The 13,736-nt window shown below is 36.4% G+C and carries 10 protein-coding genes; 1 reads left to right on the forward strand and 9 read right to left on the reverse strand.

The window, feature by feature from the left end:
• Positions 1-55: 55 nt before the first annotated feature.
• Positions 56-3,049 carry a protein translocase subunit SecDF gene (secDF, locus tag JMN12_RS00865; RefSeq protein ID WP_203136200.1) on the reverse strand — a complete coding sequence of 998 codons (2,994 nt, stop codon included), beginning with the start codon at positions 3,047-3,049 and terminating at the stop codon, positions 56-58.
• Positions 3,050-3,294: 245 nt separating this feature from the next.
• On the opposite strand from secDF, the gene JMN12_RS00870 reads away from it, so the two are divergent.
• Entirely contained in the window at positions 3,295-4,251 is a 957-nt protein-coding gene (locus tag JMN12_RS00870; protein WP_203136202.1) for an acyltransferase family protein, read from the forward strand.
• Here JMN12_RS00870 and JMN12_RS00875 read toward each other — a convergent pair.
• From JMN12_RS00875 to JMN12_RS00910, 8 genes are all read right to left on the reverse strand, one after another.
• Complete coding sequence (locus JMN12_RS00875; RefSeq protein ID WP_009413573.1) at positions 4,248-4,979, reverse strand: DUF4369 domain-containing protein; 732 nt, start codon at positions 4,977-4,979, stop codon at positions 4,248-4,250. The two genes, JMN12_RS00870 and JMN12_RS00875, sit on opposite strands and share 4 nt — an antisense overlap.
• Before the next feature lie 35 nt (positions 4,980-5,014).
• Entirely contained in the window at positions 5,015-6,082 is a 1,068-nt protein-coding gene (locus JMN12_RS00880) for an isochorismate synthase (protein ID WP_203093549.1), read from the reverse strand.
• A gap of 20 nt (positions 6,083-6,102) precedes the next feature.
• Positions 6,103-7,848, reverse strand: a complete 1,746-nt coding sequence (locus JMN12_RS00885) for an ABC transporter ATP-binding protein (RefSeq protein ID WP_203080569.1) — start codon at positions 7,846-7,848, stop codon at positions 6,103-6,105.
• Positions 7,849-7,934: 86 nt separating this feature from the next.
• Positions 7,935-10,385, reverse strand: coding sequence for a primosomal protein N' (priA, locus tag JMN12_RS00890; RefSeq protein WP_203136205.1), 2,451 nt, complete (start codon positions 10,383-10,385; stop codon positions 7,935-7,937).
• Positions 10,385-11,296 carry a YihY/virulence factor BrkB family protein gene (locus JMN12_RS00895; RefSeq protein WP_009413578.1) on the reverse strand — a complete coding sequence of 304 codons (912 nt, stop codon included), beginning with the start codon at positions 11,294-11,296 and terminating at the stop codon, positions 10,385-10,387. Before JMN12_RS00895 ends, priA begins: the two co-directional genes overlap by 1 nt.
• 6 nt (positions 11,297-11,302) lie before the next feature.
• On the reverse strand, positions 11,303-11,482 hold the full coding sequence (locus tag JMN12_RS00900) for a hypothetical protein (RefSeq protein ID WP_002678812.1): 180 nt from the start codon (positions 11,480-11,482) through the stop codon (positions 11,303-11,305).
• A 4-nt stretch (positions 11,483-11,486) separates the two neighbouring features.
• A complete protein-coding gene (locus JMN12_RS00905; RefSeq protein ID WP_203136207.1) occupies positions 11,487-13,097 on the reverse strand; it encodes a hypothetical protein in 1,611 nt (536 codons plus the stop codon).
• An 11-nt stretch (positions 13,098-13,108) separates the two neighbouring features.
• Entirely contained in the window at positions 13,109-13,720 is a 612-nt protein-coding gene (locus JMN12_RS00910) for a hypothetical protein (RefSeq protein ID WP_203136209.1), read from the reverse strand.
• Positions 13,721-13,736: the final 16 nt, after the last annotated feature.

A 13,736-nucleotide genomic window follows, 5' to 3' on the forward strand; every position in this document is an offset into this window, starting at 1 on the left:
AAAAAGGCTGTCCAGATTATTCCGGACAGCCTTTTTTATATTTAGTAATTGAATATTATTTTCTATGTTCTTCTTCTTTAGTATGGTCAGCTTCGTCCTTTACAGTATCGTAAATGAGAGGAGCTGCCACGAAGATAGAAGAGTAAGTGCCGATGAGTACCCCGATAATCATTGCGAACATAAAGCCACGCAAGGTTTCACCACCAAAGATAAAGATAGTAACGAGTACTGCCATAGTGGTAAATGAGGTGTTCAAGGTACGGCTAAGGGTAGTGTTGAGTGCGTGATTGATTTTCTCTCTTGACCAATGAGGCTCACGCATTACTTCCCTGATACGGTCGTAGATAATCACGGTGTCGTTTAGTGAGTAACCTACTACTGTAAGGATAGCCGCTATAAAGGCTTGGTCGATTTCCATATTGAAAGGCATAATGCTATAAGTGAGCGAATAAATACCAAGTACCATTAGCACGTCGTGCGCTGAAGATACAATCGCACCCATAGAGAATTGCCATTTGCGGAAACGGAATAAGATATATAGACCAATTACAATAAGCGAACCGATAACAGACCAAAACGCACTGCTCTTAATGTCCTCGGCAATAGTAGGTCCTACTTTCATAGATTGCATAATACCAATCTTATCAGTAGAACTAGCTTTAGCGAAACTATCGAATGAAGTACCTTCGGGTAAGAATTTCTGTAATCCTTTGTACAAGAGCTCTTGTATTTCATTATCTACCTCAGTGCTTTCTTCTTGTACTTTATACTTAGTAGCGATTTTCACTTGGTTAGGAGCTCCAAAAGTCTTCACTTCCACATTCCCTAAAGTAGTTTTGAGGGCATCGGCTACTTGAGTAGGGTTTACTTCTTTTTCAAAACGAATTTGGTAAGTTCTACCACCTACGAAATCGATACCTTGGTCGAGACCACGAGTAGAGAGAGAAATGATACCTATTATTGATAGGATAATAGAAAAAGCATATCCTATTTTGCGCTTGCCGATGAAGTTGAGATCTACATTTTTGAACCAGTTCTTAGTAATAGGAGTGGTGAAAGTAAGCGTGTGTTTTTTCTCAACGCTATAGTCGATAAACAAGCGAGTGATAAAGATAGCGGTGAACAAAGTAGTAGCAATACCAATGAGCAAGGTAGTCGCAAAACCTTGGATAGGACCACTACCAAAGAACAACAAGATAAGAGCAGTAAGCGCTGTAGTAATGTTAGAGTCTAAGATAGACGATAGGGCGTGTTTGAAACCATCAACCACTGCTTGATTGATGTTTTTACCTTTGCGCAGTTCTTCTTTCGACCGCTCGAATATCAGCACGTTCGAGTCGACTGCCATACCAATGGTAAGCACGATACCCGCAATACCAGGGAGCGTAAGTACAGCTTCTATACTTGCTAACACTCCAAATATGAGGAGTATATTGAATACCAAAGCGAGGTCGGCATAAATGCCGGCACGACCGTAGTAGAATATCATCCACGCAAAGATGAAGATAGTAGCGATAAGGAAAGAGTTCATACCGCTATCGATAGCTTCTTGTCCTAAAGAAGGTCCTACGATTTCAGATTGTACGATATCAGCACTTGCAGGTAATTTACCAGCACGGAGCACGTTAGCAAGATCGACAGCTTCATTTAAAGTAAAATGCCCTGTAATTTCAGAGCGACCTCCTGAAATAGCACCTGTAGTTACTCCTGGTGCTGAATATACGATGTTATCGAGCACGATAGCAATATTGGTGTTTTGAGAGAAGGCTTTGCCAGTAAGTGCTTCCCAAATACGTGCTCCTTTGCCATCCATTTGCATAGATACAGCTGGTTGGTTGCGCACGTCATAAGTTTGTTCAGCCTGAGTTACCACATTTCCTGTAAGAGGAGGAGTGTTATCGCGGTTACCTCTAAGGGCATAAAGTTCGATAAGAGAGGTTTTTTTATCAGGTTTACCCCAAGCAAAACGTACATATTGTAATGAAGCAGGAATCAATCGTTTTGCTTCAGATGAGTTGAGATAGCTGTTTACTTGGGCAGTATCTTTCAAACTTACTGCAAAAAGAACAGGAGATTCATAGTTAGGAGCAGATTTGAACAGATCAAACAATGGATTTGCGCCATCTGTTTTTTGAGTTGGAACAGAATCTTTCTTTACATCAGTAAGTAGAGAATCGATAGCACTGCTACCAGACTGAGTAGCTGCAGCGAGAGTATCTTTTACTTTATCTGTGGTTTTAGCAGTAGATTTAAGTTGCTCATTGAGGGCTTGTAAGTAAGGGAATACATCAGTGTTTTTATAAGTTTCCCAGAACTCAAGCTGAGCGGTACTTTGCAAGAGAGATTGCACACGAGTGATATCTTTAGCACCTGGAAGTTCTACAAGGATACGACCTGAGTTACCAAGACGCTGGATATTAGGTTGAGAAACGCCAAATTTATCGATACGTTTGCGCAATACCTCGAAAGCAGATACGATAGACTCGTCTACGCGTTTTCTGATGATAGGGCGCACCTCACTATCACTCATTTGGAAGTTGATTTGGTCGCTGAGGGTTTTATTAGCGAACACATCAGGGGAGGCTAATTTACCTCCGTTTTTAGCGTAAGCCTCGAAGAACAAATCCAAGTAGGTTTTGTCGGTTTTGCGGAGCTGTTCATCGGCTTCGGCTAATGATTTGTTAAAGATAGGGTCTTTGGAGTTGTCAGCAAGACCTTTTAAGATGTCTTTTACGGAGATTTGCAGAATTACGTTGATACCGCCTTTAAGGTCGAGACCGCGGTTTAATTCTTTTTCTTTCACTTCAGAGAGAGTGAATTTTGCAATTCCGAGGTTGTAGACCTCTTGCCCCATTTTATCGTCCAAATACTTAGCTTCTATAGCCTCGCGTTTAGCGATATAGTCAGCTTGAGTATTAGGCACTTTAGCCTCGGCAAAAGCTTTGGCTTCATCTTCTACTCTACCTGCCACATAGGTGAATGAGAGTTGATAAATACATATCAGTCCAAACAATATGGCAAATAGTTTTACAAGTCCTTTGTTTTGCATTTTTTAATTGATAATTTACTTGTTTTACTTCTTCAAACGGCAAAAATACATATTTTGTGGGGATTACAAAAATATTCTTAAAAAAAAGATAATATTTTTTGCTAGTATAAAAAATGAGGAGAGTTTTAATTGTTAAAAATCAACCTTTTAAAGTATTTTTATTAAGAAAGAAGAATGCTTTAAACAGAAAGTATTTTTGCTAATTAAAAAAAAGAAAGTATTTTTGCTCCTATAAAGAAATAGGTATGAAAGAACGCAATCCTCTTATTGATGTGCTCAAAGGTTTTACTATCATATTGGTAGTGATGGGACACGCTTCACAATGGTTTTCAGGAGATGACCGTACAAACCCTTTTTATGTAACTATTTACGCTTTTCATATGCCTTTATTTATGTTCCTTTCAGGCTATGTGAACTTTAATGTACGTGGTGAGTTGAACCTCAGCAAACGCTTTCAAGTATTAGTAATTCCTTTTTTTGTATGGTTCTTAATTTCAGCTATCTATCACAAATATATTTTTGATGAAGCAGAAGTGTGGGGAAATTTATGTAACTTGATTTATGAACCTACACGAGGAATGTGGTTCTTGTGGTTGCTTTTCTGGGAGTGCGTTCTGCTCTATCTTGCTTTGAAAATCAACAAATACCGTGAAATATGGGTAATGATAGGTTTATGGAGTATTCTTGTATTTTTGCATCGAGTTACAGGAGCACAACCTATCTTTTATGGATTACCCGAATTGTGTTGGTATTTCATCTATTTTTCATTAGGTTATGCTACCCATAAATATAAATCTCAAGCCTTAAAAATTTTGCGCCCTATAGGATGGGTAGGGTTTGTGGTCTTTCCACTTTTATTTTTTTTTTCAGTTGATAAATCTCATTATATACTCGATTCTCTTCGTTTGTATGCTTTGGCACTTACGGGTATTGCGGCTTCTTATGTTCTATGGGAAGGGATCTGTCATTCAGAAAATAAAGCAACACAATGTTTGAAGTATTTAGGAAGTATCTCATTAGAAATATATGTTACTCATTACTATATGCGTTTTTTGGTAGATTATATTAAAAAATATATAGGCGATAACTTCTATTTGAACGTAGTAATTTTTACGGTTTTAGCTGTTATCGCCTGTGATATTATACAACGTCTCATACAGCGGGTGAAATGGTTGAGGAGAATACTCTATGGTAGATTTTAATTCTTAATACTCTCATTTTCAGCTTTTCGAGCTATTTCTATATAAGTTTTGAATTCTTTGCCATATTTAGAATTAGCGACATCTTTGTTTAGTTTCCCGTATATAGAATCTAAATATTTTACACGGGTATTAGGAGCATCTGCTAATACTACATAAGGAGTAATGTAAGAATTGGGGTGAGAGAGGGCGTAATTTAACACAAAAAGGTGGCGACGGAAGTTATTCTTCTCGGAAGCAGTGTTTAGTGAATCGACTAAGGAAGTTTTACCAGCTTTGAAAGCATTTACTTGTTGTTCAAGCAGTTGAGCGTTACGCATCCCAAATTGTCGCATAGTGTGTAGGTATTCATTGTATTCCTTTTGTGATTGAGAGCCACTGATATTGGCTCTTACCTCAAACATATCGTAAGCACTATTGATGTTGATAGTGGTAGGTTCACCAAAAAACATCAAGCGGTCACCGAGGTCAGTACCAGCTTGTTTCTTCAAATCGAGATAGATGTAAAAAACTTCAGGACTTTCTAAATGCCGTTTGAAAGTAAATTTACCATCACCATTGGCTACTACTGAGTCGATATTGGTAAGTTTATCATTTACATATTGTTGTAAATAGATAGTTCCCATTTTTAACCCTTCGATATTGCCTTCTACAATCATCGTGTTTTTGTCGTCCTTCTCGCAAGCTACTATCATCAATAGTGCCGACATTGCCATTACTAATCTTTTCATTATAATTTAGTTTTTAGTTATTAAAAAGTGTGATGTTACAGAATTGTTATCATTGTTTGAGCTTTGTTCTGTGTTTCCTCGTATTCTTTTTCGGGTGTGGAATCTTTGGTAATGCCCCCTCCTACATATAAAAAGGTTTCGTTGGCAGTGATTTGCATACAGCGTAGATTTACATAGAGAGCTTGGTTATTGTTAGACACCCATCCACAATAACCTGTGTAATATTGTCTATTATAAAGTTCATTTTCTATAATAAATTTGTGTGCTTTTTCAGTAGGGTAACCACAGACAGCAGGGGTAGGGTGGAGGCGTTGGATTATTTCAAAAGCTTTATTTTCTTTTATTTTTCCTTTGATTATAGTACATAAGTGCATTACTTTTCCAGCTTGCACGGTTTGAGGGGCTGAAACTTCAATTTTTTCAGCATATCCTTGCAACTGTTGTACAATGGTATTGGTAACTATTTGTTGTTCTTCTTTTTCTTTAGAAAACCAATGAATCTCACTTTCTTTGAAAGGTTGTGTTCCTGCTAAAGCCATTGTTTGAAAATTGTTACCATTACTTTGAAAAAGTGTTTCGGGCGTAGCAGCGAGCCAAGTTCCTACTTTAGGGTGATAAAACAAATAGCAAAATGCCGAAGGATATCGTGTTACCATATTGGCAAAGCTCTTAAACGGATTTACCACTTCTTTGATAGTTATCTTGCGCGAAAGAACCACTTTCTCAAAATGACCTCTGTGTATCTCATCAATAGCTTTGGTTACTAAATCTATGTGCTTTTGTTTTTCGGTTTTGGTATCTTCTAAAATATCAATATTAGTGTCTTCTACAATTGATTGTGTAGGTAAATGGCTTATGGTTAATTTGTTAGGAGTGATGATAACAGCAGGTTCGTTAGCATTAAAAGGAGCGAAAACAAATCCCTCTTGTCCTTCTTTATCAATGTTAAAAAAATGAAGTGCATCATCTTCTTGTTCCAACAATATTACTGAAGTGTGATGTGGAGTTTTGTAGCACACAAAAGGTAAGTTTTCAGCATATTTGCGCTGTACTTGTTTTAGAAGTTCTTCAAACGAAATATAATCTTCAGTTTCTATTCTCATAAGTTAAATTGCATAACAGCTTATATGGTTTGGGTATCGTAAAAGGCTTTGAAGATACCATTTTGTGCCAATAGCTCATCTTTGGTACCTTGTTCTACTAATTTTCCTTTGTCGAGCATCAGTATTTTATCGGCGTATTTAGTGATAGACACACGATGACTCACTATTATCACCGTTTTACCTTTTAAGGTATCGCGCAAATTAGTTAAAATCTTCTCTTCGGTATCGGTATCTACGGCTGATAAACAATCGTCTAACAAATAAATTTCGGCTTCTTTAAGCAAGGCTCTTGCGATAGCTACTCGTTGGCGTTGCCCACCACTGAGTGATACCCCGCGCTCTCCAAGCACCGAGTCGTATTGTTGGGTGAACTCTGTAATATTGTTGTGTACCACTGCTTTTTGGCAGGCTTGTATTATCTGTTCTTCGGTAGCATTTTTATTGCCAAAGCGCAGATTGTTGCGAATAGTGTCCGAAAACAAAAAGTTCTCTTGTGGCACTACCGAAATGGCTCTGCGCAAGCTGTGTAGATTCAATTCTCTTATGGGTTTGCCTCCTATCAGTACTTCACCCTGATTTGCATCGTACATACGTGCAATGAGGTCTAACAGTGTAGTCTTACCACTACCAGTTTTACCTATAACGGCTACTGTTTGTCCTGCTTCTATATGGAAAGATACGTCTTTAAGAGCTTCTATCCCCGTATCTTCATAACGGAAAGATACTTTATCAAATGTAATATCTCCTTTAATAGGCGTAAGCTCTCCTACCTGATTGCGTATCTGAGGTACTTCGGAAAGAAACTCGTTGATGCGCTTTTGCGACGCTTCCGCTTGTTGTACGATAGAACTTACCCAGCCTACGGTAGCCACAGGCCAAGTGAGCATCATCACATAAATACTAAACTCTACAATTACTCCAATAGATTGTATTTCACCGGTGTAATAGAGCTTTCCCCCAATAAAGATTACAAAGATAAGGCTCAATCCTATCATCAGTATCATTGTAGGGATAAAGAAAGCCTGTATCTTAGCGAGCTTGATGTTTTTCTGACGACCGTCTTCAGCGAGTACTGCTAATTGCGCATCGGTAGCCGCCTCGTTATTATACGATTTTATCACCCCGATACCTGAGAAAGTTTCTTGCGAGAAAGTAGAAAGGTCGGATAGGTAGGCTTGTACCTTCATCGTTTCGATATTAATCTTTTTACTCATTTTGTAGATAAGCAAAGAGAGAATAGGCAATGGGATAAGGGTGTAGATAGTAAGTTTGGGAGAGATGATAAACATTAGCGGAATTACGCAAGCAAAAAGTGTAATAGTTTGCACGCTATACATAATAGCAGGACCTGCGTACATACGTACTTTCGATACGTCCTCGCTGATACGGTTCATCAGGTCACCTACTCGGTTGCGTTTGTAGAAGCTAAGCGATAGCTGTTCGTATTTCTTAAATATCTCATTTTTCATATCATATTCGATATAACGAGATACATTGATGATAAGCTGACGCATAAAGAACATTAGCACCGCCGATATGATAGTTGTACCGATGATAATAAGCGCGTATTCTATAAGTAAGGAAGTCATTTGTGAGGCATCTTTGTTAGCCGATTTAGCAAAGTCCTCAATGGCTGCAATAGAGTTTTTTACATATCGCGGCATAAAGAGTGAAAACACTCGCGACACTATGGTAATAAGTATCCCAAGTAGTAAGTGGTATTTATATTTATAAAAATATTTACGTATATGTCTCAGATGTGCCATTGGCTTAAATTCTCAATCAGAGTGCAAAAGTAAGAATAATTTTTCAATTAGCCAATTTGTTGATTAGTGAATTGGTAAACTAAAAATTAATCAATCAAATAACTAACTCTTATGGTACGAAAATTACTAATAGACTGAAAACTGGTTTCTATACGTTTGATTTGTTCTTTAGTATGATGTATAGAAAGTTCAGAAGGTTTTACCTTCACTAAAACATCTTTCAAATATTCGTTTCTGATGCGTGAAATTAAGGGAAACTCAGGACCTAAAATTTCTATTCCCTTTTTGGAAGCAAAAGCTTCTTTAAGAGCATTAGCGAACCACTCAGCACCTTCATTTGTACGATTGAAGTTCGTGTGTTTCAGTGTTATTTTAATCATTTGTACAAATGGAGGATACGAGAAAGATTGGCGTTCCTCTATTTGATTTTGATACATCCCCTTGAAATCATTTTGTAATACTTGTTGAATTACAGGGTGTTGAGGATTGTAGGTTTGTATTAAAACTTTTCCTCGTTGGGCACTTCTACCTGCACGCCCTGAGACTTGTAATAACAACTGAAAACTACGTTCATAAGCTCGATAGTCGGGAGAATGAATGAGAGCATCGGCATTCATTACTCCTACTAATCCTATATTTTCAAAATCTAATCCTTTAGAAATCATTTGGGTACCTACCAATATTTGGGTTTCTTGCTGTTCAAATTTGGCTAATATTTTTTCATATCCGTATTTGCCATTGGTAGTATCTTGATCCATTCGGTCGATGGCTACTTGGGGGAAAAGTACTTCTAATTCTTTACTAATCTGTTCAGTACCAAAACCTTTTGTTTTTAAATCTACACTTCCACAAGCAATACAAGTTTTGGGCATAGGTATTGCATAGCCACAATAATGACATCGCAACTGATTGCTACTATGGTGGAAAGTGAGACTCACATCGCAATGTGGGCATTGAGGGACTGTGCCGCAATGCATACACTGTACAATAGGTGCATAACCTCTTCGGTTTTGGAACAAAAGCACTTGTTTTCCTTGTGATAAAGTATTGGTCATTTCTTCAATAAGAATATCGGAAAAATGTCCATTCATACGTTTGCGATGTTGCTTGTCCTTGATGTCGATAAGTTCGATGATAGGGGGGAGGAAATTAGTATAACGTTTTGATAGATAGACAAAGCCATATTTACCTACCTTTACGTTGTGCATACTTTCTATTGAGGGAGTAGCTGTACCTAATAAAGTTTTAGCTTTGAAGATGTTAGCTAGCATAATGGCACTATCACGCGCTTGCAAGCGAGGAGCAGGGTCGAACTGACGATATGAACTATCGTGTTCCTCATCAATTACCACTAATCCTAAATCTTTGAAAGGCAGATATACTGAAGAACGCACTCCTACTACTAATTGTGCTTTGGAGCAATTGTTCAGTACATTGTTCCAAACCTCTACGCGCTCGTTAGTATTGTATTTAGAATGATATACTGATAGATTTTTACCAAAGTGTTTTTTCAATCGATTGATAAGATGAATTGTCAAGGCGATTTCTGGGAGTAAGTAAAGCACTTGTTTACCTTTCTTTAGGTATTGGTCGATAAGTTCAATGTAGATTTCGGTTTTACCAGAAGCCGTGACACCTTGTAAAAGTACTGTATTTTTAGTTTGAAACTGTTGTTGTACTTGATAAAGCGCTTCGTTTTGTATATTGTTGAGTGTTTTTTTTGCTAAAACCTCACTATCAGCAAAACTTACACGATCTTTTTGCAGGTAATATATTTCTAAAATACCTTTTTCTACCACCGATTTGAGTACCGCATTTGAAACCTTAGCTTCTTCTAATAGATTTTCAACTTTTAAAGGTAAAACCTCTCTGTTGATATGATTGAAGTAAGCCATTATCAGTTTTTTTTGCTTTTCACTTTTCAGCAATTCTAAAGCTTTTTGCAAACCTTCTTGAGATTGGTAGGCTTCCGCTAAACGTATGTATTTTACGAGCTTTGGTACATATTTTTCAAAAATTCTTTCTGAAATACGAGCAGCACCTTTTTCTACCAAACTCTTTATGACCTTCAAAGTCTTCTTTTTAGGAATGATTTTGCTCACTTCACTTCCTTTTAATGCTGTTTTGTAGTGTAGAGCTTCGTACACCTGAAATTCGTCATCGCTAAATAGATAGGGATTGAGGTCTTTTTCAGCAATTTCAATAATAGTTTCACTTTCTAACAAAAAAGCTGATGGTAAAGCCGATTTTATCACCTCACCTAAAGTACACATATAATAATCGGCAATCCATTGCCAATGAGTAATTTGATTAGGAGTAACGATGGGAGTTTCGTCTAGAATGTATTCGATATCTTTAGTTTCATAAGTAGGTTCATTAGTATGCACTTTATGAACTAAAGCTGTATATACTTTTGATTTGCCAAATGAAACAGCTACGCGCATTCCCGTTTGCAAGAAATGCGCTTCATCCTCGTTGATACGATAAGTGTACAATTTAGGAAGCGGAAGTGGTAATATGACTTCTACAAAGTACATTAGTCGTGTTTTTTAAGTTTTAAAAGAGACGCATTTAGTTCAAATCCTAACAAGAGAATATTGGCATTAATCCAAATATATAGCAAGAAAATAAGCAGCGCTCCAATAGAGCCATATAGCTGGTTATATTGCGAAAAATTTTCGATGTAAATACCAAATAAATAGGTGGTTAAACCAAAAAGTAACACCGTAAGGAGAGAGCCTGCTGAAAAGAATTTACTTTCTTTACCCTCTACTGTGCCAAAATAAAATAACACACCTGTACCAAAGTAGGTAATCAGGGCAACAAATCCGATTTTTGATATTTTGAGAAGCGTTTCGTAATCGGTGATAAAATTGATTTTATCAAGGTAAGGCACTAAATATATTTCGTAGTAAATGAAAGTAACTACCGCAAACAACACTAATAATGACAAGATGATAGCAACCATTAGAGCATAAAGATATTGCTTGATATAAGTGCGTGTGATTTGACGGTGGTACGAAAATTCAAACCCTCCAAAAATAGCCATAATACCATTGGTCATCAAGAAAATAGATAAGAAAAATACAGACGACAATAAACCTCCACGTTTTTTTTCGGCAATATCAAAAAAGATATCAGAAAAGAAATCGTGAGTACCAGGAGGTAGCATATCATCAATAAATCCCCAAAAATCTACTTGAAAATCATCAATGGGAATATATGGGATAAGGTTTAAAATAAACAATAAAAAGGGAAATATAGCTAAAAAGAAGCTGTATGAAATAGCACTCGCACGATATGTGAGAGTACCTTTCATAATCCCTACAATATATAACTCAAGCAAGTCGTACAAAGAAAAAGCATTCTTAGCTAAACGTATTTTTTTTAGAAATCCGACGAATTGCTTGATGATTGGGAGGTTTTGTATTCTTTCTTTCAATGTCATCAGTAGTTAGTTTTGAGAGGAGGAATCTATATTTTTAGTAGATTTTCGTTCTTTGAATCGCTCTTTTATTACTCCTATTAACCAATAAGGGAGTACCGAACACAAAAAGCACAGTAGCCAAAAACCTATCAGGAAAATGACTACAAAAAGGAGAAAACCTATATATTGATTAAAGTTGAAACTCATATTTTTATTTTCGTCGTCTGCTGAAAAAAGCACCTATATTCTCTGCTAAGCGTTTGAACACAGATTTTGGTTTTCTTATCTCATCCATTTCACGTGCAGAAGCTTCTCTTTCAGAGAGGAATTCATCAGTGAGGAGTACTCTTTCGGCACGTTTGAATATAGCAGTTGCTAATTTGTAGAATTTGCTATGTTGAGCATCTACTTTATAAGTACTAAATTCATAACCATTGCCGTCTTGTGTAAATAGGTTGATAGCAGTACCTTCTTTGTTTGGCTCGTAATGATAGAAAACAAACTGGTAATCGCATAATTTATCGTCCCAATATTCTTTAGTAATCGTCATTCGTGAAGAAGTATTACCTTCAGCTTTTCGGAACTGAAAACCATATCGCCCTACATAGAGCACAGCATCAACATCAGTATAATCACTGTAATATTTTTGTACTTCGGGGAGTGAAAGCAACTGGTTATAACGTTCTACTGTTACATTATCTCTAAAGAGTCTTACATAATGCACTACTTCACAATACCTACGCTGGAAGTATTGCCAGCACTCTTGTACAAAATAATATTCACGAGGGTTTTTATGAGCTTCTAAGTATACAAAAGGTGATGCCTCATTAGGTTGCCAAGAGATATGCAACTTTTCACCATCAGTAAATAAATAGAAAACTTGTTCGTTGCAATAGAAATACACGCCTCCTATAGCAGGATTTATTTTAGAAAGTGTAATACGATAGAAGATTTCTCCTTCCCAATATTCATAATATCTCCCCGTTTCATCATCATTGTTTTCAAGTAGGGCAAAATCTTCAGGGTTAATGAAACGTTGTAAGTTTTCTAAATTGATATCGGTACTCTTAAATAAGAAAGTAAAACCATCATTGTTTAAAATCTTTTCTTCGATTTGCTCTTCTTCATAAAGAATTGCACTTCCTTTTTCTAAGGCTTCAAAAAGTTTACTGCGTTTTAACCAAGCTGACCAATCCCATAATTCTATTTTCTCTTCCTCAACCTCTTTTTTAGTGTAGAGGAAAGTTTTAGGGAGTAATGATTTTAATAAATGATTTTTCTTAAATCTATCAGGGTCATCTTTTTTGAGCCAATAACTTACTGTTACCTCATCGGCAGTTTCAAAACGCTCAAGGGGATAAATATATTCAGTTTCTATAAATACTCGAATATCTAATGCTTTTTTTGCGGTGAGTTTCCCGATAGCTGTGTCCCCCAAAAAGAAACCTTCTACAAAAAGATTACCTTGTATATATAGTTCTTGTCCACTAACTGCTATATTTTCAGCTGATAGGTTACCCAAAACGATAAGCCCACAAGCCCCTTCACTACGCTGATTGAAGAGGTTGCTCACTACAGCATTGCCTTGTACGAAGATAAAGGTAGGGACATCTAGTTCTTGATAATGATAATCAGGGAAGTGTGTGCTGATATTGTCTAAATTTACAGTACTTTTAGGATGCCAATCACCTTGCACTACTACTACATACCTATTTTCATAAAAAGTATGGGCATAAGAATAGAACTGGCTATAGCCAGCATATTCGCTATCATTTGGAATGAGATGTTTGATTTCCTTGACGGTTTTTATTTGGTACTGCATAGTAATTATATCTATTTGAATAATCCTTTGAAGAATGAGACTATTCGTTCAAAAAAGTTTTTATTATCATATACTTGCAAAAAATTGTTAGAGGTAGAAGATGGAGATTTTTTTTCAGCACTTCCTATAGTAACTTCGTATACACTTATATCCGTTGCTTTAAATATTTTTTGTCCTTCAGCATCACTTTCTAATGTAGTCTCTATTGATAAATATAAAAAATTAGGATTATTAAAATCATCTTCAGCTGACATTTGAACTCCTAAAAAATACTCTCCTAAAACCATAAGATAGTAAAATTGTATTTCTCCATCACAAATATTGATCTTAAGTATGGGGGTTAGATTTTTAAAATCTTCTTCAGTAATTTTTTTTCCTCCTTGCTCTTCTAATTGTTCATTGATTTGTCCTACTTCTATCATTGCAAGAAATGACTTAGCCTTATTGTTTAGTTTCTCTAAATTTGCAAATACAGATTCAGACAGTTTAAAAACTCTATTAAAATCCCATTTTTCGTGTGTAAGAACTATTTCAGCTGTAATTTCTTCATACTCAAATTCAGCTTGATATATGTGATTGTCATTAGGGTCTACTATAAAATCACTTAGTTGTAATGGTTTCATATTTGATGCAATTAGA

Origin of the sequence: Capnocytophaga genosp. AHN8471 (assembly GCF_016806945.1) — a bacterium.
In the GTDB taxonomy this organism is placed as follows: Bacteria; Bacteroidota; Bacteroidia; order Flavobacteriales; family Flavobacteriaceae; genus Capnocytophaga; species Capnocytophaga periodontitidis.